This is a genomic window from Halolamina litorea, assembly GCF_026616205.1.
GTDB classification, from domain to species: Archaea; Halobacteriota; Halobacteria; order Halobacteriales; family Haloferacaceae; genus Halolamina; species Halolamina litorea.
Genome location: NZ_JANHGR010000001.1, coordinates 2,000,857 through 2,023,708, shown reverse-complemented (window position 1 = coordinate 2,023,708; position 22,852 = coordinate 2,000,857). Strand labels below are relative to the sequence as shown.

The 22,852-nt window shown below is 68.5% G+C and carries 25 protein-coding genes and 2 tRNA genes; 19 read left to right on the top strand and 8 right to left on the bottom strand.

Features of this window, described 5'->3' with window-relative positions; all coding sequences use genetic code 11:
* Nucleotides 1–129 precede the first annotated feature (129 nt).
* Nucleotides 130–3,483, top strand: a complete 3,354-nt coding sequence (gene carB / locus NO998_RS10485) for a carbamoyl-phosphate synthase large subunit (RefSeq protein ID WP_267647079.1) — start codon at nt 130–132, stop codon at nt 3,481–3,483.
* 24 nt (nt 3,484–3,507) lie between these two features.
* Here the strand turns inward: carB and NO998_RS10480 are convergent, their stop codons facing one another.
* Both NO998_RS10480 and NO998_RS10475 read right to left on the bottom strand, forming a co-directional pair.
* A complete protein-coding gene (locus tag NO998_RS10480) occupies nt 3,508–4,410 on the bottom strand; it encodes a beta propeller repeat protein (protein WP_267647078.1) in 903 nt (300 codons plus the stop codon).
* Nucleotides 4,411–4,506: 96 nt separating this feature from the next.
* Nucleotides 4,507–5,328, bottom strand: a complete 822-nt coding sequence (locus NO998_RS10475) for an NAD(+)/NADH kinase (RefSeq protein WP_267647077.1) — start codon at nt 5,326–5,328, stop codon at nt 4,507–4,509.
* A gap of 157 nt (nt 5,329–5,485) precedes the next feature.
* Between NO998_RS10475 and NO998_RS10470 the strand changes: the two genes are divergently transcribed.
* From NO998_RS10470 to NO998_RS10460, 3 genes are all read left to right on the top strand, one after another.
* On the top strand, nt 5,486–6,691 hold the full coding sequence (locus tag NO998_RS10470) for a KaiC domain-containing protein (protein ID WP_267647212.1): 1,206 nt from the start codon (nt 5,486–5,488) through the stop codon (nt 6,689–6,691).
* A 61-nt stretch (nt 6,692–6,752) separates the two neighbouring features.
* Nucleotides 6,753–7,187 (top strand): DUF2391 family protein, encoded by a 435-nt coding sequence (locus NO998_RS10465; RefSeq protein WP_267647076.1) that lies wholly within the window; start codon nt 6,753–6,755, stop codon nt 7,185–7,187.
* 152 nt (nt 7,188–7,339) lie between these two features.
* Nucleotides 7,340–7,816: a GNAT family N-acetyltransferase gene (locus tag NO998_RS10460; RefSeq protein WP_267647075.1), complete on the top strand. Its 477-nt coding sequence runs from the start codon at nt 7,340–7,342 to the stop codon at nt 7,814–7,816.
* 12 nt (nt 7,817–7,828) lie between these two features.
* Here the strand turns inward: NO998_RS10460 and NO998_RS10455 are convergent, their stop codons facing one another.
* Complete coding sequence (locus tag NO998_RS10455; protein ID WP_267647074.1) at nt 7,829–9,010, bottom strand: cystathionine gamma-synthase; 1,182 nt, start codon at nt 9,008–9,010, stop codon at nt 7,829–7,831.
* A 150-nt stretch (nt 9,011–9,160) separates the two neighbouring features.
* On the opposite strand from NO998_RS10455, the gene NO998_RS10450 reads away from it, so the two are divergent.
* The 6 genes from NO998_RS10450 to NO998_RS10425 all read left to right on the top strand — a co-directional run bounded on the left by NO998_RS10450 (nt 9,161) and on the right by NO998_RS10425 (nt 13,437).
* Nucleotides 9,161–9,454 carry a 50S ribosomal protein L21e gene (locus NO998_RS10450; protein ID WP_267647073.1) on the top strand — a complete coding sequence of 98 codons (294 nt, stop codon included), beginning with the start codon at nt 9,161–9,163 and terminating at the stop codon, nt 9,452–9,454.
* Nucleotides 9,454–9,810 carry an RNA polymerase Rpb4 family protein gene (locus NO998_RS10445; RefSeq protein ID WP_267647072.1) on the top strand — a complete coding sequence of 119 codons (357 nt, stop codon included), beginning with the start codon at nt 9,454–9,456 and terminating at the stop codon, nt 9,808–9,810. The genes NO998_RS10450 and NO998_RS10445 overlap by 1 nt, the downstream gene beginning before the upstream one ends.
* Before the next feature lie 62 nt (nt 9,811–9,872).
* Nucleotides 9,873–10,520, top strand: a complete 648-nt coding sequence (locus NO998_RS10440; protein WP_267647071.1) for a DUF655 domain-containing protein — start codon at nt 9,873–9,875, stop codon at nt 10,518–10,520.
* Between the two features lie 87 nt (nt 10,521–10,607).
* A complete protein-coding gene (locus NO998_RS10435; protein WP_267647070.1) occupies nt 10,608–11,474 on the top strand; it encodes a 16S ribosomal RNA methyltransferase A in 867 nt (288 codons plus the stop codon).
* Nucleotides 11,474–12,802: a mechanosensitive ion channel family protein gene (locus NO998_RS10430; protein ID WP_267647069.1), complete on the top strand. Its 1,329-nt coding sequence runs from the start codon at nt 11,474–11,476 to the stop codon at nt 12,800–12,802. Before NO998_RS10435 ends, NO998_RS10430 begins: the two co-directional genes overlap by 1 nt.
* Nucleotides 12,799–13,437 carry a HemK2/MTQ2 family protein methyltransferase gene (locus NO998_RS10425; RefSeq protein ID WP_267647067.1) on the top strand — a complete coding sequence of 213 codons (639 nt, stop codon included), beginning with the start codon at nt 12,799–12,801 and terminating at the stop codon, nt 13,435–13,437. The genes NO998_RS10430 and NO998_RS10425 overlap by 4 nt, the downstream gene beginning before the upstream one ends.
* Nucleotides 13,438–13,807: 370 nt before the next feature.
* On the opposite strand, the gene NO998_RS10420 is transcribed toward NO998_RS10425, so the two are convergent.
* A tRNA-Leu gene (locus NO998_RS10420) sits at nt 13,808–13,891 on the bottom strand.
* 131 nt (nt 13,892–14,022) lie between these two features.
* Here NO998_RS10420 and NO998_RS10415 point away from each other — a divergent pair.
* From NO998_RS10415 to purF, 7 genes are all read left to right on the top strand, one after another.
* Nucleotides 14,023–14,520, top strand: a complete 498-nt coding sequence (locus NO998_RS10415; protein WP_267647066.1) for a DUF309 domain-containing protein — start codon at nt 14,023–14,025, stop codon at nt 14,518–14,520.
* A gap of 43 nt (nt 14,521–14,563) precedes the next feature.
* Nucleotides 14,564–15,352 (top strand): GNAT family N-acetyltransferase, encoded by a 789-nt coding sequence (locus tag NO998_RS10410; protein ID WP_267647065.1) that lies wholly within the window; start codon nt 14,564–14,566, stop codon nt 15,350–15,352.
* A 57-nt stretch (nt 15,353–15,409) separates the two neighbouring features.
* A complete protein-coding gene (locus NO998_RS10405) occupies nt 15,410–16,438 on the top strand; it encodes a M42 family metallopeptidase (RefSeq protein WP_267647064.1) in 1,029 nt (342 codons plus the stop codon).
* Between the two features lie 56 nt (nt 16,439–16,494).
* The gene (locus NO998_RS10400) at nt 16,495–17,298 is read left to right on the top strand and encodes a M14 family metallopeptidase (protein ID WP_267647062.1); all 804 of its coding nucleotides are present in this window, start codon (nt 16,495–16,497) and stop codon (nt 17,296–17,298) included.
* A gap of 76 nt (nt 17,299–17,374) precedes the next feature.
* Nucleotides 17,375–17,605, top strand: coding sequence for an LSM domain-containing protein (locus tag NO998_RS10395; protein ID WP_267647061.1), 231 nt, complete (start codon nt 17,375–17,377; stop codon nt 17,603–17,605).
* Nucleotides 17,602–17,778: a 50S ribosomal protein L37e gene (locus tag NO998_RS10390; protein WP_267647060.1), complete on the top strand. Its 177-nt coding sequence runs from the start codon at nt 17,602–17,604 to the stop codon at nt 17,776–17,778. Before NO998_RS10395 ends, NO998_RS10390 begins: the two co-directional genes overlap by 4 nt.
* 262 nt (nt 17,779–18,040) lie before the next feature.
* Entirely contained in the window at nt 18,041–19,486 is a 1,446-nt protein-coding gene (gene purF / locus NO998_RS10385; protein ID WP_345781132.1) for an amidophosphoribosyltransferase, read from the top strand.
* A gap of 15 nt (nt 19,487–19,501) precedes the next feature.
* On the opposite strand, the gene NO998_RS10380 is transcribed toward purF, so the two are convergent.
* Nucleotides 19,502–20,065: a DUF420 domain-containing protein gene (locus NO998_RS10380; RefSeq protein ID WP_267647058.1), complete on the bottom strand. Its 564-nt coding sequence runs from the start codon at nt 20,063–20,065 to the stop codon at nt 19,502–19,504.
* Nucleotides 20,066–20,192: 127 nt separating this feature from the next.
* On the opposite strand from NO998_RS10380, the gene NO998_RS10375 reads away from it, so the two are divergent.
* Nucleotides 20,193–20,277 (top strand) — tRNA-Leu (locus tag NO998_RS10375).
* 140 nt (nt 20,278–20,417) lie between these two features.
* Nucleotides 20,418–20,594 carry a multidrug transporter gene (locus NO998_RS10370; RefSeq protein ID WP_267647057.1) on the top strand — a complete coding sequence of 59 codons (177 nt, stop codon included), beginning with the start codon at nt 20,418–20,420 and terminating at the stop codon, nt 20,592–20,594.
* Between the two features lie 79 nt (nt 20,595–20,673).
* Here NO998_RS10370 and rpl12p read toward each other — a convergent pair whose 3' ends face one another.
* The 3 genes from rpl12p to NO998_RS10355 are packed head-to-tail and all read right to left on the bottom strand — an operon-like array spanning nt 20,674 to nt 22,693.
* Nucleotides 20,674–21,006 carry a 50S ribosomal protein P1 gene (rpl12p, locus tag NO998_RS10365; RefSeq protein WP_267647056.1) on the bottom strand — a complete coding sequence of 111 codons (333 nt, stop codon included), beginning with the start codon at nt 21,004–21,006 and terminating at the stop codon, nt 20,674–20,676.
* Between the two features lie 5 nt (nt 21,007–21,011).
* Nucleotides 21,012–22,058, bottom strand: coding sequence for a 50S ribosomal protein L10 (locus NO998_RS10360; RefSeq protein ID WP_267647055.1), 1,047 nt, complete (start codon nt 22,056–22,058; stop codon nt 21,012–21,014).
* Nucleotides 22,055–22,693: a 50S ribosomal protein L1 gene (locus NO998_RS10355; RefSeq protein WP_267647054.1), complete on the bottom strand. Its 639-nt coding sequence runs from the start codon at nt 22,691–22,693 to the stop codon at nt 22,055–22,057. Before NO998_RS10355 ends, NO998_RS10360 begins: the two co-directional genes overlap by 4 nt.
* Nucleotides 22,694–22,852: the final 159 nt, after the last annotated feature.

The window sequence follows — 22,852 nt, the reverse complement described above, 5'->3', positions numbered from 1 at the left end:
TCGCGGCCCGTCGCGGTTCCCACGCGGGGGCGCCCACCGTCCGGGGCGGTGTTACGAAATTCGTAATAGCTCTTCGGACCTCGTAGCTATTCGCCGAGCTTATTACGATTCACGTATTCCGCTTCAGTAATGACGGAGACCGGCAGTGACGACGGCACGGCGACCGGGTCCGAGAGTGTCACCGACACGGGCGCCGGCGAGGGCCGGACCATCCTGCTGATCGGCAGCGGCCCCATCCAGATCGGGCAGGCCGCGGAGTTCGACTACTCCGGCGCACAGGCCTGCCGGGCGCTACAGGAGGAGGGCGCGGAGGTCGTGCTCGTCAACTCCAACCCGGCGACGATCATGACCGACCCCGAGACGGCCGACCGGGTGTACGTCGAACCCATCACCCCCGACGCCATCGCGGAGGTCATCCGGAAGGAGAACCCCGACGGCGTCATCGCCGGCCTCGGCGGCCAGACCGGCCTGAACGTCACCGCCGAACTCGCCGAACAGGGCGTGCTCGAGGAGTACGACGTGGAGATCATGGGCACGCCGCTGGACACGATCTACGCGACGGAGGACCGCGACCTGTTCCGCCAGCGCATGGAGGGGCTCGGCCAGCCCGTGCCGGCGTCGACGACGATCAGCCTCGACGACGACGAGTCCGCGACCGAGATGAGCGAGGCCGCACTCCGCGAGCGCGTCGAGGCCGGCGTCGAGGCCGTCGGCGGCCTGCCGGTCATCGCCCGCACCACCTACACGCTGGGCGGCTCGGGCTCGGGCGTCGTCGGCGAGATGGACGAACTGCTCGAACGGACCCGCAAGGGGCTCAGGCTCTCGCGCAACGACGAGGTGCTGCTGACCGAGTCCATCTCGGGCTGGGTCGAACTGGAGTACGAGGTGATGCGTGACGCGGGCGACTCCTGTATCATCATCTGCAACATGGAGAACCTCGACCCGATGGGTATCCACACGGGCGAGTCGACGGTCGTCACCCCCTCGCAGGTGATCCCCGACGACGGCCACCAGGAGATGCGCGACGCGGCGCTCGAAGTGATCCGCGACCTCGGTATTCAGGGCGGCTGCAACATCCAGTTCGCGTGGCGCGACGACGGCACCCCCGGCGGCGAGTACCGCGTCGTCGAGGTGAACCCCCGCGTCTCCCGTTCCTCCGCGCTGGCGTCGAAGGCGACCGGCTACCCCATCGCCCGCGTGACCGCGAAGGTCGCACTCGGCAAGCGCCTCCACGAGATCGACAACGAGATCACCGGCGAGACGACCGCCGCCTTCGAACCGGCCATCGACTACGTGGTGACGAAGGTGCCCCGCTGGCCCGCCGACAAGTTCACCGAGACCGACTTCACGCTCTCGACGGCGATGAAGTCCACGGGCGAGGCGATGTCGATCGGCCGCACCTTCGAGGAGAGCCTACTGAAGGCGCTCCGTAGCTCCGAGTACGACCCAGCCGTCGAGTTCGACGCGCTGGAGGACGAGGAACTCCGCGAGGAGTACCTCGTGCGCCCGAGCCCCGACCGCCCCTACGCGATGTTCGAGGCGTTCGAGCGCGGCTTCCCCGTCGAGGAGGTCGTCGAGGCCACGGGCATCTACGAGTGGTACGTCGAGCGCTTCTCCCGTATCGTCGAGGCGAGCAAGGAGGTCGTCGAGGGCGAGTTCACGCCCGCCGCGGTCGCGGGGTTCACCAACGCCGAGATCTCCGCGCTTGCGGGCAACGTCTTCGAGGACAGCAGCCTGACGTGGCTGCCCGAGACCCGCGGCGCGTGGCGCGAGGCCGCCGAACCCGTTGCCGGCGCCGAGAGCGAGGGCCTGCCCGTCTCCGCGGAACGCGCGGGCGTCGGCGAGGTCGAAGCCAGCGTCCCCGGCCGCACGTACAAACAGGTCGACACCTGTGCCGGCGAGTTCGCGGCGTCGACGCCGTACTACTACTCCTCGCGGAAGCCCGAGTCGTTCACCGGACCCTTCGAGGGTGACGCCGCGGCGGGGGAACTGCAGGTCGACCGCGACGCCGAGAGCGTCGTCGTCGTCGGCGGCGGTCCCATCCGTATCGGGCAGGGCGTGGAGTTCGACTACTGTGCGGTCCACGCGGTCCGCGCGCTCTCGGAACTGGGCATCGACGCCCACGTGCTCAACAACAACCCCGAGACGGTGTCGACGGACTACGACACCTCCGACGGGCTGTTCTTCGAACCGATCACCGCCGAGGAGGTCGCCGACGCCATCGAGGCCACTGACGCCGACGGCGTGATGGTCCAGTTCGGCGGGCAGACCTCCGTCGACGTGGGCGAACCCCTGAAGGACGAACTCGACCGCCGCGGCGTCGAGTGTGAGATCCTCGGGACGAGCGTCGACGCGATGGACCTCGCGGAGGACCGCGACCGCTTCAACCGCCTGCTCGACGAGCGCGGCATCGAACAGCCCGCCGGCGGGTCGGCGACCAGCGAGGTCGAGGCCGAGGCGCTGGCCCACGAGATCGGCTACCCCGTCCTCGTGCGTCCCTCCTACGTGCTCGGCGGCCGCGCGATGGAGGTCGTCCACGACGACGAGGAACTCCGCGAGTACGTCGAGGAGGCGGTCCGCGTCTCCCCCGAGAAGCCGATCCTGATCGATTCGTTCCTCGAGGACGCGGTCGAACTCGACGTGGACGCCGTCGCCGACGGCGACGACGTGCTCATCGGCGGCGTGATGGAACACGTCGAGAGCGCGGGTGTCCACTCGGGCGACTCCGCCTGCGTGATCCCGCCGCGCTCGCTCGAGGACGCGACGATGGCCCGCGTCCGCGAGGTCGTCGAAGAGATCGCGGAGGCCCTCTCCACGGTCGGCCTGCTGAACGTCCAACTCGCCGTGAAGGACGGTGAGGTGTACGTTCTCGAAGCGAACCCGCGCTCCTCGCGTACCGTCCCGTTCGTCTCGAAGGCCACGGGCGTCCCGATCGCAAAGCTCGCGGCGCGCGTGATGGCCGGCGAGTCCCTCGACGAGATCGGCGCCGCCGAGCAGATCCCCGAACAGCCGAGCGTCAAGGAGGTCGTGTTGCCGTTCGATCGCCTGCCGAACTCGGACCCGCGCCTCGGCCCGGAGATGAAGTCCACCGGCGAGGTTATGGGTACCGCCCGAACGTTCGGTGCCGCCTACGGCAAGGCACAGATCGCCGCCGGCAACGACATCCCGACCTCGGGCACGCTCGCGGTCGACGGCGACTGGCCGGCCGACGTGATCGACGGCTTCACCGACTACCTCGACGCGGTCGCACCCGACGACCTCGAGGCCGCGCTGAAGGAGGGCACGATCGACTTCCTGCTCTCGACGGAGCGTGACAGCCTCCGGACGGCCGTCGACGAAGAGGTCCCGTACCTCTCGACGGTCGCCTCGGGCCGTGCGACCCTGGAGGCGCTTCACACGAGCGAGGGCGTCGAGGGCTCGCTGGCGGGCGTGGACGTGGCCGCGCTGTCAGATCGCCCCACGAGAGAAGAGAACTGGGGCTGAAGCCCCGAGTGGCCCGCGGCCCCGTCAGTTCGGGCAGCCTTCGACGATGGTCCCGTCGTCGCCGACCGCGATGATCGTCCCGTCGTCCATCACTTCTGCGCCGTAGAGGGTCGCTTCTGCCTCGATATCCGCGTGCCGAAAGTTCCCGCCGTTCTCCGAGACACGGAGTTGACCGCCGTCGCCGACGACGGCGATCGTTCGGCGGTCGTCCGTGTCGATCTCGGTGGGGGACTCGACGCCGGAGTCGATCGAGCGGGGGTTGCGGCTCCCCTCCCCGAACAGCGACACCTCCTCGAAGACGGTGCCGTCCTCGGCGATTTCGTAGACGTTGGCGTCGTTGAACGAGACCGCCCGAACCGGGGTATCCGAGAGCGTCCGGCGCTTCCAGGCCTGTTGGTCCACCGTGGTGTGGTAGAACGTCCCCGCGGCGTCGCAGGCGAACACTTCCCGGTCGTTGTCGACGACCTCGGTGAGCGCGGTGCCGTCGCCCGGAATGGCGACGCTCCGGACGGTGAGTTCGGGGCCGTCCATCTCGCCGCGGACGATCTCCCCGTTGTCGTCGGCGACGTGGACGGTCTCCTCGCCCGCGGCGCCCTTCGCCGAGACACTACGGAACGTGGTGTCGAGGTCGTACGGCGAGAAGTGGGTCTCGACGCTGTCGGTCGCCGGTTCGTAGTAGCCGAGCGTGCCGTTCTCGCCGCAGAACCAGACACGCTCGCCGTCATCGGTCGTCGACGCGTCAAGGACCGATCGCCCCTCGCCGACCGGACCCGTGGTGAACACCGCGGTCCACTGGCTCGGCCCGGCGCGTTCGAGTAACACCCCCCGTCGCCCGGTTGCGTACGCGGCGTCGCCGGACGACTCGACACCGGTCAGCTGTGCGACCTTCGGGGACTTCGTGACGGACCACTCGCGAGTTCCGGCCATCGTTACAGCCACCACGGAGCCGATACGCATAAGACTGACATATTTGTCAGTACTCTGTCTCTCTCCTCCCGACGGGGCCGGAGCCACACGGGGCGACTACTCCAGTTTGTTGAGCGCCTCGAAGAACTCCGCGTCCGGGCCGGCGATCCGAATCGGCGTCTCGGCGGTCCGAACCGTCACCGTCGTCGGCGGTTCGGGACTCCGCACCACCCGGCCGTCGACGACGACGTGGGCGGTCTCGGCGCCCGAAAGCCGGACCGAGATCTCGCTGTCGGGGCCGACAGCGAGCGGGGGCATTCCGGCGTCGGCACACATCTCGTTGACCACCATCGCGTTCACGTCGGGGTGGACCAGCGGCCCGGCCTCCGAGAGGTTGTACGCCGTCGACCCCGTCGGCGTCGCCACGAGCGCGCCGTCGGCGCGGCCGGAGGAGAACAGCGAGCCGTCGACCCTGACCTCCAAGTCGATCCCGCCGGCACGGCCGCGCTGGGCACCCTGCAGAACGATTTCGTTGACGGCCGCGGGGCTCTCCCAGCCGTCGCCGGCGGCGACGAGGCGCGGGGCCTCCCGGACCGACAGTTCTCCCTCCCTGAGCGCGTCCACCTCGTTCAACACCTCGTGGACGGCTTCTTCCGGGCCGATGGCGTTGAGGAACCCGACCTCCCCGAGGTTCACCCCCAGGATGGGCGTGTCGCCGACACCGCGTGCCGCGAACAGGAACGTCCCGTCGCCGCCGATGGCGACCACGAGGTCACACGCGTCCATTTCGGCGACCGGGTGGCCGGCGTCGTCGTGTTCGCCCGCGGTGGCCTCGTCCAGCCACACGTCCACGTCGGCCGCGCGGAGGCGGTCCCGGATGTCCGCCGCGAGAAACGACGCGCGCTTGTTGCCCCGCTTTGCGACGATGCCGACCAACATAGCCCGCGGTTCCACCGCCGCCGTCAAAAGCACCCGGATACGCCGTCGGACGGACAACCTTCATTTGCGGGCGCTCCAACGTTTCGGTAATGAGCGTGTGCCTCGCGGAGGTGAGCCCGGCGTGAGCGACGAGGAGGAAGACTGGTTCGAACGAGCGATGCGCGAGGCCGAGGAAGCCGAGGAGGACGACTCGCCGCGGGCGACGGCCGACGCGGACTCCGAAAGCGAGACCGGGGACGACGGGGAGTCCGACACCGACGCCGGGACCGACGACGCCACGGACGCTGACTCCACGGCAGAGACGCCGCCCGCCGACGAACCCGGTGGGAGCGACGACCCGTTCGGCGGGAGCCAACGCTCGGCGGGGGGAGACGACCCGTTCGGCGGCGTCAACGGAGACGACACCGCTGACACCACCGATGCCCCCGACGCCGGGGCGAGTGATCCGTTCGGCGGGAACCAAGGCTCGACGGAGGGTGGCGATCCCTTCGGCGGCAACGCCGGCGGCGGGGACCCGTTCGGCGGCGGGGAGGGGTTCGGCGGTGACTTCGCCGACCGCGGGAGCGGTCGGGGTGGCGGCGGGTTCGGCGGCGAGGGCGGGTTCGGCGGCGACGACGGCTTCGGCAGCGAGCCCGAATCGTTCGACGAGGCCGAACTCGACTCCGACATCGACCGCATCGACGTGGGGATCGAAGGGCTCGACGAGATGATCCTCGGCGGGGTTCCCGAGCGGTCGCTGATGGTCTCCATCGGCTCGGCCGGGACCGGGAAGACCACGTTCGGGCTCCAGTTCCTGACGGAGGCCCTGGAGAACGGCGGGCGGGGCATCTACATCACGCTGGAGGAGTCCCGGGAGGCGATCCTCTCGACGGCCGAGGAGAAAGGGTGGTCGTTCCGTGAGTGGCGCAACGAGGGGCGGCTCGCGATCGTCGCGATGGACCCGATCGAGATGGCGAACTCGCTGTCGTCGATCCGGAACGACATCTCGCGGCTCGTCGAGGAGTTCAACGCCGACCGACTGGTGCTCGACTCGGTGTCGCTGCTGGAGATGATGTACGACCACCCCGCCGAGCGACGCTCGGAGGTGTTCGACTTCGCTCGCTCGCTCAAGCGGGCCGGCGTGACGACGATGCTCACCTCGGAGGCCAGCAGCGAGGACGCCTACACCTCTCGGTACGGCATCATCGAGTACCTCGTGGACGCGGTGTTCATCCTCCAGTACGTCCGCCCCTCGGATTTCCGGGAGACCCGGCTGGCCGTGGAGATCCAGAAGATCCGGGACGCGAACCACTCTCGCGAGACCAAACCCTACGAGATCACCAACGAGGGGATCTCGGTCTACCGGCAGGCGAACATCTTCTAGCCCGTTTCGACCGGCCCGTGCCAGTCGTCGGAGTAAAGGCCGCGGCCGGCGACGCCGCAGTATGACCAGTTTCGCGCGGCGGCTGCTCCGGCGGTTGTTCAACCGCCAGTTCCGGCCAGCCGACGTGGCCCAGCAGGTCGTCGGGGGGTTCCTGCTCGCCGGGCCGTTCGTCGTTACCGAGGAGGTGTGGGTGCTCGCCGGGCACATGAACACCCTCCAGTGGGTCGTCGTGGTCACGATGGTGTTCGCCATCGGCTGGGGGGCGCTCTACCGCGCCGACAGCGACCGGGACGCCGACGACGAGACCGAAGTCGCCGGGGTCCCCTACCGGTTCCTGACGCTGATGATCGTCTCCTTCGGCTCGGTCCTCGTGCTCGCGTACAGTTTCGCCGCGCCGGAGACCTTCGACGCCGACGCGTTCCAGACCGTCAAGGCGGTGAGCATCGGCGCCGTCTTCGCGGTGGTGGGGGCGGCGACCGCCGACAGCGTGTTCTGACCCCCCACGCCGAGCGAGTCGCGGACTCCTCCGGCGACTGCGGAACCGGACGCCGCCGACGATGCAGGCCGTCGATACCGGGGCGTCGTGAGCGCCGTTGTCCACCACCGACGACGGAGTTAAATCCCCGTCACGACTACCACCGCCCAACAGTGAGCGCGACGGTCGAGACACGACGGGATCCGCGGGGTGACGCCACCTACGAGGCCCGTGCGTGGGAGTTGAAAGAGCGGATCCGCCGGGAGGAGGGCGTGTTGAAGCAGCGCCGGAGCTTCTTCAGGGACGCCTACAGGCGCGCGGACTGCAGGCTGCTGTTCGTCGACGACGACCTCGCGGGGTTCGTCTCCACGCGCCGGGACGGCTACATCCTCTTTCTGGCCGTCTCGCCGGACTTCCGCGGCGAGGGGTTCGGCGAACAGCTCGTCGCCGAGGTCGCCCGGGACCACGACTCGGTGAGCTGTCACGCCCGGGCGACCAACGAGGACGCGCTGGCGTTCTACCGCCACATCGGCTTCGAGACGATCCGGCGCATCGACGCCTACTACGAGGACGGCGGCGACGCCTACTACCTCAAACTCGGCCGCGACCGGACGATCTCGGAGAAGCTCTCGGAGTTCGTCCGTCGGTAAGGGGCGCCGTTTCTACTCCAGCGCGGCGTCGAACGCCCGCTGCAGGTCCGCCTTCATGTCGTCGATGTGCTCGACGCCGACGCTGACGCGGATCAGGCCGTCGGTCAGCCCCGCGGCGACGCGCTCTTCCTTCGGGATCGCGGCGTGGGTCATCGTCGCCGGCTGCTCGATCAGGCTCTCGACGCCGCCCAGCGATTCGGCGAGCGTGAAGACCTCGGTCTCGGCGACGACGGTGCGGGCCTCGTCCAGCGTGCCGTCGAGTTCGAAGCTGAGCATCCCGCCGAAGTCGTCCATCTGCTCGACGGCGAGGTCGTGGTCCGGGTGGCTCGCCAGCCCGGGGTAGTAGACGCGGTCCACCGCGTCGTGGTCCTCAAGCCAGTGGGCCAGTTCGTCGGCGTTCTCGCAGTGGCGGTCCATCCGGACGGGCAGGGTCTTGGTCCCGCGGAGGACGAGGAAGCAGTCGAACGGCGACGGGGTGGCGCCGACGGAGTTCTGGTAGAAGCCGATGCGCTCGTCGAGTTCGTGGTCGTCGGTGATCAGCGCGCCGCCGACCACGTCGGAGTGGCCGCCGAGGTACTTCGTCAGCGAGTGAGAGACGATGTCGGCGCCGTGTTCCAGCGGGCGCTGGAGCATCGGCGTGGCGAAGGTGTTGTCGACGGCCGAGAGCGCGCCGTACTCGTCGGCGATGTCGGTCAGCGCGTCGATGTCGTTGACGTTGAGCAGGGGGTTCGTCGGCGACTCGACCCAGAGCAGTTCGGTGTCCTCGGTCATCGCCTCGCGCACGGCGTCGTGGTCGGTGGTGTCCACGAAGTTGAAGGAGAGGTCGTAGTCCTCGTACACCTGCGTGAAGATGCGGTGGGTGCCGCCGTAGACATCGTCGCCGGCGACGACGTGGTCGCCCGATTCGAGCAGATTGAGGACGGTGTTGATCGAGCCCATCCCCGAGGAGAACGCGCGGCCGAACTCTCCGCCCTCCAGCGAGGCGAGGTTCGCTTCGAGGTCGGTCCGGGTGGGGTTGCCCGTCCGGGAGTACTCGTAGCCGCGGTGGTCGCCCGGGGCGTCCTGTTTGTAGGTGGAGTTGGCGTAGATGGGCGTCATCAGCGCGCCGGTCTCCTCGTCGGGCGCCTGCCCGGCGTGGATGGCGCGCGTCTCGATGCGTTCCTCGGTGGCGTCGTCGTCGTGGTCGTCGCTCATGGCCCCGAGTGGGGGTGGTGGGGGCCTGATTGTTCCGCTTCCGGCGTGGACGGTGGGGTGTCTCGGTCGGCGCGTCCGTGTGGCGCCCGCGCACGACGACCCGAGAACGCATCGTTTATACGCCGACCGCCAGTACGCGACGACAAGACCATGCCTAGCTCCAACGGGCCCAACACCGGAACCCGGAACAAGATGTCGAACCACCCCCGAGAGCGCGGTACGTCGCCGCCCCAGCGCGCCATCGCCGACTTCGACGAGGGCCAGAAGGTCCACCTCGTCCTCGACCCGTCCGTCGAGAAGGGTCGCTTCCACGCGCGCTTCAGCGGCCACACCGGCGAGGTCGTCGGCCGACAGGGTAGCGCGTTCAAGGTGAAGATCAACGACGGCGGCAAGGAGAAGGTCCTGATCGCCGCCGCCGCCCACCTTCGCGCACAGGAGGAGTAATGACGATCTTCAAAGAGAAGCTCGACGAGGAGTACCTCACGATCTCGGAGGTCAAGGAGGAACTCCAGGACGTCGAGGAGGAGCGCGCCGAAGACGAGGACCGCGAGCTCCGCTACGAGCTCGCTCGCGCCATCGAGCACGTCAACCGGTTCGCGCTGCTCGACGCCGAGGAGTCCCGCGAACTGGTCGAGCGCCTGCAGGAACTCGACAAGGTCGACGAGGCGACGGCCCACAAGATCACGGACCTGCTGCCCCGCGACCGCGACGAACTCCGCACGGTGTACGCCCAGGAGCGCTACTCGCTCTCGGGCGAGGAACTCGACGAGATCCTCGACATCGTCGCCGAGTACGCCTGAGACGACGCGACCCCCTCTCACGCCGGCCGACAGTTTATCCGTCGGCGTGACTTATCAGCGGTATGAGCGACGCCCACGAGTCCGAGACCGCCGGAAGCGGCGCCGACGGCGAGGAGTCACGCTCCGCTAGCAGTCGGAGCGAGTCCGACGACGCCGAGTCGGTCGAACGCGCGGTCGTGTTGGACCACCTCCCCTACGGGCGCCCCGACGACGACCGGCCCCAACACCAGAAACCGGAGGTCGCCTACGCCGTCGGCGAGGCCGCTTTCGACCTGTTCGAACTCACGCTGGCCGACGGCGCCGACGTGAGCATCGGCGACCGGATCGTCGTCGCCCCCGACGCCGACCGCGAGGTGGTCCAGCGCTACCGCGAGATCGAGTACGAGGACCTCTCACGCGGCGCCGAACAGGAGTTGGAGTACGTGATCGAGGAGATCGTCGAACGCCACCCCGACCGCTTCCTCGAGTACTTCAACGAGGCCCAACCGCTGACGCTGCGGCTCCACCAACTCAACGTTCTGCCGGGGATCGGCGACAAGCTCCGGGACGATATCCTCGAGAGCCGCAAGCGCGAGGGTCCTTTCGAGAGCTTCGAGGACCTGGAGGAGCGCATCGGCGGCCTCCACGACGCCGAGGGGACCGTAGTCGACCGGATCATGGAGGAACTCACGGAGGACGTGAAGTACCGCGCCTTCGTCGGCGAGAACTGACGGCCGCCGGAACGAACGTCGAAGGGAGTTGACGGCCAAGCAGGCCGGAACGGGGCTTTTAACGCCGCCGACCCGTTACGCCCGGTAATGACTGGGTCAGAGGACTCACGGGACCCCGACGCCCTCATCCGTCGGGCCAAGCGGGGCAACCCGGAGTTCGACCAACACTTCCTCGTCGACGACCGGGTGCTCGACCGGATACCCGACTACCTCCCCGAGGGGACCGACCGCTCACACCTGCTGGAGATCGGCGGCGGGACCGGTGCGCTGACCGACCGACTGCTCGACGCGGTCCCCGCGGACGGCGAAGTGACCGTCGTCGAGCGGGACCCCGACCTCGTCACCTTCCTGCGCCGGGAGTTCGCCGACGAGATCGAGGCCGGCGAGCTGACCGTGATCGCCGGCGACGCGCTGGCGGTCGACCTCCCCGAGTTCACCGCGTCGGTGTCGAACCTCCCCTACGGCGCCTCCTCGGAGATCGCCTTCGACCTGCTCCCCCGGGAGCGCCCGCTCGTCCTGATGTTCCAGAAGGAGTTCGCCGAGCGGATGGTCGCCGCGCCCGGTGAGGACGACTACGGCCGCCTCTCGGTCTCGGCCCAGCACTACGCCGAGGTGGAGTTGGTCGAGCACGTGCCCGCCGAGGCGTTCGACCCCCAGCCCCGCGTCGAGAGCGCCGTGGTCCGCTGTACCCCCCGTGAGCCGGAGTACGAGGTCGACGACGTGGCGTTCTTCCTGCGGTTCGTGAAGGCGCTGTTCACCCAGCGTCGCAAGACGATGCGGAACGCGGTCCGGAACACCGGCCATATCTCCGGGCTGGAGGACCCCGACGCCGTCGTCGACGCGGCCGACGAGTCGCTGATGAGCAAGCGCGCGGGGACCGTCTCGCCCGCCGAGTTCGCCGAACTGGCGCGGCTGGCCGCGCGGGTCGACCCCGAACTCGACGGAGCCGACTGATGGCCGGCCACCACGCCCTCGCCGACCTGATCCGCGCGACGTTCGCCACCTTGGGCGCACAGCTGTTCGTGACGGGGCTCGCCGTGGCACTCCTCGTCGTCGCCGGGTTCGCCGTGCGGTCGGTCGGGCCGCGGCTGAAACGGCACGCCGACGACGCGCTGGCGGAGTCGCTGCAAGCGGCGGTGATGGTGCTGTTGACGACGCTCGTCTCGCTGTTCCTCATCACGGTCTGGCGGGCCAGCGGCCTGATCGAGCGGGGCTTTGAGCAGATCGACCCCAGCAGCCGGCAGGTCGTCGCGGTCGTTCTCAGTATCGCGGTCCTCTTCGGGTCGTACACGCTCACCCGCGTCACGAAAAACAGCATCCGGCGACTCTCGAAGGAGCGGGGCGCCATCACCGACCACCAACAGGAGGTCGCCCACCACGTCGTCCAGCTCTGTGTCTTCGCGATGGCGGTGCTGGTCGTCCTCGGTATCTGGAACGTCGACCCCGGCGACCTGCTGCTCGGGGCAGGGGCCGCGGGTGTGGTCCTGGGCCTCGCGGCCCGCCAGACTCTCGGCGCGGTGCTCGCAGGGTTCGTCGTCCTGTTCTCCCGCCCGTTCGACCTGGGCGACTGGGTCCAGATCGGCGACGAGGAGGGTATCGTCACCGACATCAGTGTCTTCAACACCCAGCTTCGAACGTTCGACGACGAGTACGTGATGATCCCCAACGACATCGTCACGGACACCGAGATCCGGAACCGCTCCCGGAAGGGTCGACTGCGCGTCGAGACCGACGTGGGCGTCGACTACGAGACGGACGTACAGCACGCGATGGAGGTCGCCGCGTCGGCGATGGCCGACACCGACACGCCGATGGAGCGCCCGGACCCGAACGTCGTACTCTCGGAGTTCGGCGGGTCGAGCGTGGTGTTGAAGCTACGCTACTACATCGACAACCCCAGCGCCCGGAAGATGTGGAAGGCCCGGACGGAGGTCATCAGCGCGGTCAAGGGCGCGTTCGCCGAGGAAGGGATCAAGATCCCGTTCCCGCAGCGCGAACTCTCCGGGCGACCGGAGGCCGGCGGCCTCGCGGTTTCGGGCGTCCGCGCGGGTGACGTGACCGACGACGACGGCGAGACCGGTTCCGGGGCCGGCGACGAGGCGGCGAACGGCGAGGGCCTCGACGACGGCCGCGTCGTCCGCACGGACGCGGCTGACGCCGACGCGGTCGATGGATCGAGCAGTGGGAACGGTGCCGAGGACGACGACGCCGGCACGACAGACGACACCGAGGATGCCGAGGACGACGCGGACGACACCGAGGACACGGAGAACGACTCATGAGCGATAACGATACCGACGATGGATCGACGGCCGCGAGCCTCGCCGAGCGACGCGGCGAGGAGACGAAGGTGTACCAGCCGGCGGAGGACTCCGGCCTGCTCGCCGACGCCGCCACGGAGTTCGCCCGCGGGCGGACCCTGGAGGTCGGCACCGGATCGGGCTGGGTCGCCGAACAGACTGCACCGGAAGTCCCGCGGATGGTCGCGGCGGACATCAACCCTCACGCCTGCGAGTCGGCGCGGGAGCGCGGCGTCGAGGCCGTTCGGACGAACCTCATGGACGCGTTCGCCGACGGGAGCTTCGAGACGGTGCTGTTCAACCCGCCGTACCTCCCGACTGACCCCGAAAACGAGTGGGACGACTGGATGGAGCAGGCGCTTTCGGGCGGCGAGAGCGGTCGGGAACTGATCGAGCCGTTCCTCGAGGACCTGTCGCGCGTACTCACCCCCGGCGGGCAGGCGTTGCTTTTGGTCTCCTCGCTCGCGGGCTACGAGGAAGTCGAGGAACTGGCCCGCAGCGCCGGCTTCGTCCCCGAGGAGGTCCGACAGGAGTCCTACCCCTTCGAGACGCTGTCGATCCTGCGGCTCACGCGCTTTGCGATGTGCGGGAAGCCGTCGAAGGGGAAGATCGACTGAACACGGCCATCGGCGCCACTCGGCGTCGCCGCCGGTCGTGAGACCCACCGCTGTCGAGTGTGGTGTCGACGTTTTTGCGAGAGAAGAGCGCTCCGAGAGCGTCTTCCCGCATCTCGGGGTGGTTGCCCCGGCGACGGGGAACCGATTTGAACCCTTGGACCACCGGGAGGCGGTCCGCTCGTTCACGCTGTTCACGTCGCGGCCGCCTCCCGTGCCCACGCTCGCTTCGCTCGCATGGCCTCTACAGGAGCGGATCTTGAGCCCGCCACCGTCCGTGACGATAGCCGTCGCTGACTGATGTTCGAAGTTGTTGCGAGGGAAGAGCGCTCCGAGAGCGTCTTCCCGCATCTCGGGGTGGTTGCCCCGGCGATGCGAGGGAAGGGATTTGAACCCTTGGACCTCTACAGGAGCGGATCTTGAGTCCGCCGCCGTTTCCGAGCTTGGCTACCCTCGCACGCTGATCGGGCGTCGTGCCCGGTGGCGTTGCTTGCCCCCTAACGTCCTTAAAGCCTTCTCAGTCGGGGCCGGCGTCGCCGTCGCCGGTCGTCGATAGTTTGAGGCTCCCGCCGCCCCATCGCTCCGACGATGGACGAGCACACCCGTGATCCCGGGGTTGCACCGCCGCTCGGGAACCCCACCGGGTGGCGCGAGGACCGCCGCTGGGAGCACGCGACGCTCCGCCGGGCGGCCGAACACGGCGTCCGGCTCTACAACGCGGGCGCCTACACCGAGAGCTACGACTGTTTCAAGTTCGAGTGGTACAACTACGGCCGCGGCACGACGGAGTCGGCGTTCTGCCACGGCATGCAACAGCTCGCGGCGGGTACCCACAAGCACGCCGCCGAGTCGGGCCGGGGCGCCGAGGCCGGCGACGCCGGCATGCGCTCGCTGTTCTCGACGGCGCTCGATTACCTCCGCGGGGTCCCGGCTGACTTCTACGGGATCGACGTGGCTGCGGTCCGTCGACGGCTCCTCGTCGCGATGTTCGAACCGCGCGTGATCGACTGTTGGCGCATCTCCATCGACGATCACACACCCGACGCCTACCCCGCCGACTACGAGTATGCCGCGGGGTTGGGCTGACGTGGTGCCCACCGATCGGATCGCCGCTGCGAGGCTGGCCTGAATGTTGCCTCCCAGCCGCGTCGCAGCCGCGGAGTACGCCAAGCGCCGCGTACTCGCCGACACCACCGAGACACGGTTCGGAACGTTCGTCCAGGACCCCGAGCACGCCGACCGTGCCGCCGCGACGCAGTTCCTCGACGCTCGACTCCCTTCCGCCAGCGAGCCGCCAACAACCCCGGCAGACGACGACGCGGCCAACGACCTGCTCGCTCGCGTCGACGCGCTGTACGAGCGAGCGGGCCGCTCACACCGCGTCGTCGCCGGCGTCGATACCGAGACGGCCGCCAGACTCGCGCCGGTCCTCCGGCGGCGTGGCTACGAGCGCGAGGACTACTGGGCGCTGGTCCCCCACTTGATCGACTCCCCGGACCCAACCACGGACCTCGACTTCTCGACCCGAAGCCACGGGAGCGACGACGCCCGCGCCGTCCACGAGTCGGTCGGCCGGGACCCCGAGGGCGTCGACTACGCCGCCGATGTCGCCGGTGTACTCGACGGCCGCGAGGTCGTCGCCACTTTGGAGGGGGCCCCGGTCGGCGCCGCTGGCTGGTACGTCCACAGGAGTGGGTCAGGGGAGGCGGGGCCGGTCGCCCGCCTCACCCACGTCGGCATCCGACCCGAATCGCAGGGGCGTGGCGTCGGTGCCGAACTGATCCGAGTGGTCGTCGACCGCTGCCCGCTCCCGTCCGAGCGGATCGTTGTCTGTGCGACCGCCGATCACGTCGGCTTCTACGAGTCGCTGGGGTTCGTCCGGAACGCCGCCCTCTGGCGGTTCGCCAGCCTCCCCTGAGCCGGCGACGGTCGCCCCGACCGGAGCGCCTTTGCCCGGCCCGGAACTGGCTCGGGTATGCACGATCGCGATCTGCTGTTCGATCTCTCGGCGGCTACCGGCCCGGTCGGCTACGAGGACGGCGTCCGGGAAGTCGTCCGCGAGGCGCTCGCACCCGAAGTCGACCGCATCGAGACCGAGTCGATGGGGAACGTGGTGGGGACGATCGAGGGCGAGAGCGACCGCGAGGTCGTCGTCGCCGCCCACATGGACGAGATCGGCTTCATGGTCTCCCGAGTCACCGACGAGGGGTTCCTCGAACTCGACTCGCTGGGCGGTTGGAACGCCCAGATACTCCGCGCCCAGCCCGTGACCATCCACACCGACGACGGCGAGGTCGAGGGGCTCATCGGTGCCGAACCGGCCCACACCCGCGGCGAGGACGACCTGGAGGACATCGACGACCTCGCTGTCGACGTGGGCCTCGACGGCGACGACGCTGCCGAGGCGGTCGCCGTCGGCGACGTGGTCACGCTCGACACCGAGCCCCGCGAACTGGGTGACTGTGTGACCGGGAAGGCACTCGACGATCGTGCGGGCGTCTACGCGATGCTCGCCGCGGCCCGCGTCGTCGACCCCGACGCGACGGTCCACTTCTGTGCCACGGTGCAGGAGGAGGTCGGCCTGCGGGGGGCCCGCGCGATCGCGACCGACGACGCGTTCGATCCGGATCTCGTCATCGCGCTCGACGGTACTCTCGAACGTAGTGTCCCCGGGGTCGCCCCGGAGGACCGCATCACCACGCTCGGCGACGGTGTCGGAATCAAGCGCAAGGACGCTTCGGTGATCCCCAGCCCCGCGGTCGTCGACTGGCTGACCGCGACCGCCGAGGCCGAGGGGATCGACCACCAGCGCGAGGTCGCGTGGAACATCGGCACCGACACCGGCGCGCTCCAGAACGCCGGCGGCGCGGTGCTCTCCGGCGCGCTCTCGGTGCCCGTGCGCTACCACCACTCGCCGGTCGAGACGGCCCACCGCGGGGACCTGAGGGCGACGGTGGACCTGCTCGCGGCGGCGCTCTCCCGGACCGACGAACTGCTCGACTGACACTGATCGAGTGCCGAGCCGATCCCTTCTTGGCTATCGGTCGCATTTCCCAGCGTATGCAAATCCACCAGTTGGGCGAGGGACAGCCCGAACTGGCCGTCGTCGCCGGCATCCACGGGGACGAACCCTGCGGTGTCGAGGCCGTTGAACGCCTCGTCGCCGAGGACCCCGAGGTCGACCGGCCGGTCAAACTGATCGTCGCCAACGAGGAGGCCTTGGAGCAGGGCGAGCGGTTCCTTGAGGAGGACCTGAACCGCGCGTTCCCGGGCGACCCCGACGGCGATACCCACGAGTCGCGGCTGGCGTCCGAACTCGCCCGCGAGGTGCAGGGCTGTACGGTGCTCGCGCTGCACTCGACGCAGTCCTACGCTGAACCGATCGGCGTGATCGACACCGTCGACGAGATCGCGCGCTCGATCGCGCCGCTGCTGCCCGTCGACGTGCTGATCGAGACCGACGAGCACACCGACGGTCGACTGATCGAGCACGCCCACACCATCGAGATGGAGTGTGGCTTACAGGGCAGCGAGGAGGCCGCCGACAACGCCTACTGGCTGACCCGGGCGTTCCTCGTCGCCGTGAACGCCCTCTCGGCGCCGCTCTCGGACGGCCGGCTCGGGCGCCCCGAACGCGACGAGGTGCGGGTGTTCCGGCTCGACGGGCCGATATCCAAACCCCCGGGCAAGGAGTACGACGTGGTCGTGCCGAACTTCGAACGCGTCGAAGCCGGCGAGCGGTTCGCCGTCGCCGACGGCGAGGCGCTGACCGCCGACGAGCCGTTCTACCCGGTTCTGCTCTCGGCGGAGGGGTACGACGATATCTTCGGTTACGCCGCCGAGGCCGTCGGTACCCTGGAGTAGCGACCACCGTGGGACCGAACCACGGTGCCGGCGGCGGTTCGGTACGTTTATTCGTTCGACCGGGGTTTATCGGAGCATGAGTGGACGCCCGCTCGACGTACTCGAAGAGTCGCTCTCGGAGCCGGTAACGGTCCACCTGAAGGACGGTGCCGCCTTCTACGGGACACTCTCGGGGTACGATCAGCACATGAACGTCGTGCTCGACGGCGCCGACGCCAGCGACGCTGTGCTGGGCGAACTCGACGTCGAGGAAGTAGACAACACAACGATTATCCGTGGCGACAACGTCGTTTCGGTAACTCTATGACCGGCGCAGGAACTCCGACGCAGGGGAAGAAGAACAACACGACCCACACGAAGTGCCGCCGCTGCGGTGAGAAATCCTACCACACGAAGAAGAAGCAGTGCTCGTCGTGTGGCTTCGGGAAATCCGCGAAGCGACGGGACTACGAGTGGCAGTCGAAGAACGGCGACAACTGACGTTTCTCTCTGCGGCCGTTCTCTCCGCCTCGTAGCGACTGCGCCCGTCGCTGGACTGTAGCCGTTTTCACGCACTCACCACCGCCCCGATAGCGTCGCTGCCGTCCCGACGGGCGCCCCGTCCAACGTATACCCACATACGTGCATTATCGTGGCAGTTCTCGCGATCGATACGGCACGATGGCGAGGGTTTTTGGTCCCGCGTGTCCGAGCCACGCGTATGCACGAGGGTTCGGCTGCGACGCCGGCCGGCGACGACGAGATGCGCGATAAGTGTGGGGTCGTCGGCATCTCGCTCGAGGACCGCGGGGCCGCTCGCCCCTGTTACTACGGCCTCTATGCGCTCCAGCATCGCGGTCAGGAGTCGGCGGGCATCGTCACCCACGACGGGTTCCAGCAGCACGACCACGTCGAGATGGGGCTGGTCGGCGAGGCGTTCACCGAGGACGACCTCGACGGACTGCAGGGCGAGAACGGCGTCGGGCACGTCCGCTACCCCACCGCGGGTAGCGTCGACAAGGCCTGTGCCCAACCGTTCACGGTCTCGTTCCGCTCGGGGTCGCTCGCGCTGAGTCACAACGGGAACCTCGTCAACGCCGACGAGATCCGCGAAGAACTGGCCGGCGAGGGCCACGCGTTCACCTCCGACGGCGATACCGAAGTGATCGCCCACGACCTCGCCCGGAACCTCCTCGACGCCGACCTGGTCCGCGCGGTCAAGCGCACGATGGACCGCATCCACGGCTCCTACGCGCTGACGGTGATGCACGACGAGACCGTCCTCGGGATCCGGGACCCCCAGGGCAACCGGCCGCTCTGTCTCGGAAAGCTCGACGACGGCTACGTGCTCGCCTCCGAGTCGGCGGCCATCGACACCCTCGGGGGGGAGCTGATCCGGGACGTGAAGCCGGGTGAACTGGTCCTGCTCGAACCGGACGGCTCGGGCTACGACAGCTACCAACTGGTCGAGGCGGACAACACCGCCCACTGCTTCTTCGAGCACATCTACTTCGCGCGGCCGGACTCGGTCATCGACGAGGCACTCGTCTACGACACTCGCCGGGACCTCGGCGCGCGCCTCTGGGCGGAATCGGGCGTCGAGAGCGACGTGGTGATGCCCGTGCCCGACTCGGGTCGGGCGTTCGCCACGGGCTACGCCGAGGCCGCCGCGGACGAACTCGGCGACTCGGCGCCGGAGTTCGCGGAGGGGCTAATGAAGAACCGCTACGTCGGCCGGACGTTCATCATGCCCACGCAGGACCAGCGTGAGCAGGCGGTCCGCCTGAAGCTGAACCCCATCCGCTCGACGGTCGAGGGGAAGTCGGTGACGCTGATCGACGACAGCATCGTCCGGGGCACCACCTCGACGCAGTTGGTCGACCTGCTCTACGAGGCCGGTGCGGACGAAGTCCACCTCCGTATCGGCGCGCCACAGATCCTCGCGCCCTGCTACATGGGGATCGACATGGCCTCCAGAGACGAACTCATCGCTGCCGGGCAGGAGACCGAGGAGATCCGCGAGGCCGTCGGCGCCGACTCCCTGTCGTACCTGAGCGTCGACGGCGTCGCCGACGTGCTCGGGGAATCGCGGGCTGACCTCTGTCTGGGCTGTGTGACCGGGGAGTACCCCTACGACATCGACGGTGAGACGACCGACCGGGACGTGACCCGACCGGAGATCGGGGACCCCGCGGTCGCCGACGACTGAGCCCGCAGTCCCGCCTCAGCCGACGACGTACACCATCAGGTAGACCACGACGCCGAGTGCGAACGAGATCGCCCAGAGCGGCGCCGCCACGCGGCCGACGCGCCGGTGGTTCGTCCGCGGGATCTCGCTCACCGGGTGGCTCCACGCGAGCAACAGCGTGTAGAACAGCAGCGGCACACAGACCACCGCGAGCGTGATGTGGACCCCGAGGATCGCCGTGTAAGCCGTCTCGACTGCCGGCGAGGCGGAGAACGCCGTCGGCCCGACGAGCGCGACGCGGTAGAGGTAGCCCACGAGGAAGACGGTGAACAGGCCGAAGGCCGTCCCCATCAGTTTCCGGTGCCGTTGGACGTTGCCCGAACGGATCTCGCGGACGCCGAGGATCACGCAGACGAGCGCGACGGCACTGACGAGCGCGTTCACGTGCGGGATGGCGTCGACGACGGCCGTCGGCGCGCGCGGGATCGCCTCGGCGGGGACGACCCGGAGCGCGGCGGCGAACACCAGCGCGAGCGAGACCGTAGAGAGCGCCGCCGCGACCCCGAGCGTGTGGTCGCGGACGGTGGCGCGAACGTTCATACCGAGGGCAGGACCCGGCGGCGAATAAACGTGTGGCGACCGGGGCGCTCGTCGCCCGACGGCGACGCCAAAGGGAAGCCCTTTTACTAACCCGCGGCCAACGATTGGATGCGAAGAACGTACGCGAGCGTGGGTAGCCAAGCTAGGCCAACGGCGCAGCGTTGAGGGCGCTGTCCTGTAGAGGTCCGCCGGTTCAAATCCGGTCCCACGCATCGCACGGCGGGCAACCACCCGCCACACGATGCAGGTGCTCGTCCTCCGGACAGCACCCACGCATATCCTTCCGAACGCTACACTGAGAGCGACAGCCTCGTCCTGTGGAACTATCCGTCAACAGTCCGTAGCGGCGGCTATGCCCGGACGATCCAGCGACTCTCCGGTTTCGTTCGCAGTAGGCCTGGCCGTCGCCGCCATCGCGCTCGTCGGGACGACGCTGTTCGGTTGGGAGTTCGGCGTGCCCAACGGGCCGGTTCCCGTCGTGATCGGCGTCGCCTGTGCGGTCGCCGCAGTCGTTCTCTGGCGTCGATAACCGCGAGCGTCGCCACTGTCGAACTGGGTTCGAAAGAAATCGGCACTGCGTGGAAGCGGTCGGACGGTGGGTCGGCCGTTTAACCGAACAGCTCGCCGAGACCCTCGCCGCCGTCGCCTTCGTCCTCGTCTTCTTCCTCTTCCTCGGCCTCGGCCTCTTCCTCTTCGGCCTCGTCCGCTTCCTCGCTCTCGTCGGCGCCACCGGCGGCACCGCCGGCTGCAGGTGCGGCGGGTGCGGCAGCGGCCGTCTCGATGGCGTCCTCGATGTCGACGTCCTCGAGGGCAGCCACGAGGGCCTTGACGCGCGACTCCTCGACATCGACGCCCGCGGCTTCGAGCACGGCCGTGATGTTCTCCTCGTTGATCTCCTCGCCCGATTCGTTCAGCGTGAGTGCAGCGTAGACGTATTCCATTGTAGTTACCCGAACATCGCGCCGAGACCTTCACCGCCCGCGTCCTCGTCGTCGTCGGAGTCGTCCTCCGGCTCGGACTCGTCTGCGTCCTCGGCATCAGTTGTTTCGTCGTCCTGTTCGTCCTCGTCGGCGGTCTCGGCGGGGGCTGGGGCTTCGACGCCCTGCAGCTCCTCCGGGAGCGCCTCCTCGTCGTCGATCTGGGCGGCAAGCGCACGCATCTGTGCGTCGGCCTTGCCGATCAGGTCGGGTGCGAGCTCCTCGTTGACGATCGCCGCTTCGAGGCCGACGGACTTGGCCTCGCCGGCGGCCTTCCCGAGCATGGTGCCCACGGTCTGGGCAGTCGGGTAGGCGGCGTTGACCGACAGATTGCGGGCAGCCGAAGCGGCAGCCTGCACGTCGGCGCGGTACTCGTCGACGTCGATGGCGAGCTCGTCGGGCTCGAACAGCACGCCGTCGGCGAAGACGGCACGCAGGTCGAGACCGACCTCCTTGGGCTCGATACCCATCTCGGAGAGCACGTCGGCCAGGTCCTGGTCGACGGTCTCGCCGGCTTCGAGCACCTTCGAGTCCTCGGTGACCTTGATCGACCCCTCCATGATGCGTGCGGAGGCACCGACCGTCTGGAGTTCGCCCACGAACGGACCGGGGTCGATCCCGGTGTCACCCTCGGGGATGACGATGTCGTTGGGGGCGACCTCGCCGGCGCCGATGGGCGCCGGGGTCTTCGAGGCTTCCAGTTCCTTGTACAGGCCGAACGGGTTGTCGTTCGTCCCGACGAAGGCGACCTCGCCGGCGATCTCGTCGGCGAGCTGTTCGATGCCCTCGTCGACCTGCTCGACGGCGCGAGCCATCAGCGTGTTGCGGCTCATGCGCACCTCGGCGGTGCCGTGGAGGCCGCGACGCATGCTCTGGAGCTGGCGCGACGGGATGCCGGTGACACCGACGATCCCGACCGCGTCGTAGCGCTCGAGGAAGTCGACGAGATCGTCGACCTCCGCCTGCTTCCACTCCGGGACCGTCTCGGTCTTCCGGACGTCCTCGGCTTGGCTCATGCGGGCACCTCCACGGCCGGCCCCATCGTCGTCTTCACGAAGATGGAGTCGATGTTGAGGGGACCCTTTTCGAGGTCGGCTTCGAGCCGTCGGATGATGACGTCGATGTTGTCCGACACCTCGTCGGGAGTCATGTCCTGAGCGCCGACGCGCGTGTGGAACGTCCGGCGGTCGCCGGACCGGATCTGAACGGTGTTCTTCATCCGTTCGATCGTTTCAACCACGTCGTCGTCGGGCTGAAGGGGGGTCGGCATCTTCCCTCGCGGACCGAGAACGGTCCCGAGGTAGCGGCCGATGTCTTGCATCATCGCGGCTTCCGCGATGAAGAAGTCCGTATCGTCGGCGAGGTCTTTGGCCTCGTCGTCGTCGTCCCCGAGCTCTTCGAGCTCGTCGGGACTCAGCACGGCGTCTGCGACCTCTTCCGCACGGACTGCGGTCTCGCCGGTCGCGAAGACGACGATACGTGTCTCCTGTCCTGTACCTGACGGGAGCACCACGCTCTCGTCGACCCGGTTCGACGGGTCGTTCAGGTCGATGTCGCGCAGATTGATCGCGAGGTCGACCGTCTCGGTGAAGTTCCGAGCCGGGGCGTCCTCGAGTGCGCGGGATACTGCGTCCTCTATTGAATCTGCCATCTTTCACCTCCGTAGTACGCGTAGGCGGCTCCTACGGGTGAGTGAAACAGGCCACGCCTGTCTCGTCGGAGAAGACGGGGATGTGAGACTTAAAGCCGTCGAACTGGATAGCGCCGAAAACCGGACGAGGGAGCCGCCTTGGGGCCTGTGAAGGCGTCC

What these genes read in the sequence shown, in the direction of transcription:
- NO998_RS10440 (WP_267647071.1), top strand. Translation starts at nt 9,873, where the DNA reads ATGAGCGACGCCCACGAGTCCGAGACCGCCGGAAGCGGCGCCGACGGC.
- NO998_RS10430 (WP_267647069.1), top strand. Translation starts at nt 11,474, where the DNA reads ATGGCCGGCCACCACGCCCTCGCCGACCTGATCCGCGCGACGTTCGCC.
- NO998_RS10435 (WP_267647070.1), top strand. Translation starts at nt 10,608, where the DNA reads ATGACTGGGTCAGAGGACTCACGGGACCCCGACGCCCTCATCCGTCGG.
- NO998_RS10415 (WP_267647066.1), top strand. Translation starts at nt 14,023, where the DNA reads ATGGACGAGCACACCCGTGATCCCGGGGTTGCACCGCCGCTCGGGAAC.
- NO998_RS10355 (WP_267647054.1), bottom strand. Translation starts at nt 22,693, where the DNA reads ATGGCAGATTCAATAGAGGACGCAGTATCCCGCGCACTCGAGGACGCC.
- NO998_RS10480 (WP_267647078.1), bottom strand. Translation starts at nt 4,410, where the DNA reads ATGGCCGGAACTCGCGAGTGGTCCGTCACGAAGTCCCCGAAGGTCGCA.
- carB (WP_267647079.1), top strand. Translation starts at nt 130, where the DNA reads ATGACGGAGACCGGCAGTGACGACGGCACGGCGACCGGGTCCGAGAGT.
- NO998_RS10395 (WP_267647061.1), top strand. Translation starts at nt 17,375, where the DNA reads ATGAGTGGACGCCCGCTCGACGTACTCGAAGAGTCGCTCTCGGAGCCG.
- NO998_RS10410 (WP_267647065.1), top strand. Translation starts at nt 14,564, where the DNA reads ATGTTGCCTCCCAGCCGCGTCGCAGCCGCGGAGTACGCCAAGCGCCGC.
- NO998_RS10475 (WP_267647077.1), bottom strand. Translation starts at nt 5,328, where the DNA reads ATGTTGGTCGGCATCGTCGCAAAGCGGGGCAACAAGCGCGCGTCGTTT.
- NO998_RS10445 (WP_267647072.1), top strand. Translation starts at nt 9,454, where the DNA reads ATGACGATCTTCAAAGAGAAGCTCGACGAGGAGTACCTCACGATCTCG.
- NO998_RS10400 (WP_267647062.1), top strand. Translation starts at nt 16,495, where the DNA reads ATGCAAATCCACCAGTTGGGCGAGGGACAGCCCGAACTGGCCGTCGTC.
- NO998_RS10425 (WP_267647067.1), top strand. Translation starts at nt 12,799, where the DNA reads ATGAGCGATAACGATACCGACGATGGATCGACGGCCGCGAGCCTCGCC.
- NO998_RS10390 (WP_267647060.1), top strand. Translation starts at nt 17,602, where the DNA reads ATGACCGGCGCAGGAACTCCGACGCAGGGGAAGAAGAACAACACGACC.
- purF (WP_345781132.1), top strand. Translation starts at nt 18,041, where the DNA reads ATGCGCGATAAGTGTGGGGTCGTCGGCATCTCGCTCGAGGACCGCGGG.
- NO998_RS10370 (WP_267647057.1), top strand. Translation starts at nt 20,418, where the DNA reads ATGCCCGGACGATCCAGCGACTCTCCGGTTTCGTTCGCAGTAGGCCTG.
- rpl12p (WP_267647056.1), bottom strand. Translation starts at nt 21,006, where the DNA reads ATGGAATACGTCTACGCTGCACTCACGCTGAACGAATCGGGCGAGGAG.
- NO998_RS10470 (WP_267647212.1), top strand. Translation starts at nt 5,486, where the DNA reads ATGCGCGAGGCCGAGGAAGCCGAGGAGGACGACTCGCCGCGGGCGACG.
- NO998_RS10450 (WP_267647073.1), top strand. Translation starts at nt 9,161, where the DNA reads ATGCCTAGCTCCAACGGGCCCAACACCGGAACCCGGAACAAGATGTCG.
- NO998_RS10380 (WP_267647058.1), bottom strand. Translation starts at nt 20,065, where the DNA reads ATGAACGTTCGCGCCACCGTCCGCGACCACACGCTCGGGGTCGCGGCG.
- NO998_RS10405 (WP_267647064.1), top strand. Translation starts at nt 15,410, where the DNA reads ATGCACGATCGCGATCTGCTGTTCGATCTCTCGGCGGCTACCGGCCCG.
- NO998_RS10465 (WP_267647076.1), top strand. Translation starts at nt 6,753, where the DNA reads ATGACCAGTTTCGCGCGGCGGCTGCTCCGGCGGTTGTTCAACCGCCAG.
- NO998_RS10360 (WP_267647055.1), bottom strand. Translation starts at nt 22,058, where the DNA reads ATGAGCCAAGCCGAGGACGTCCGGAAGACCGAGACGGTCCCGGAGTGG.
- NO998_RS10455 (WP_267647074.1), bottom strand. Translation starts at nt 9,010, where the DNA reads ATGAGCGACGACCACGACGACGACGCCACCGAGGAACGCATCGAGACG.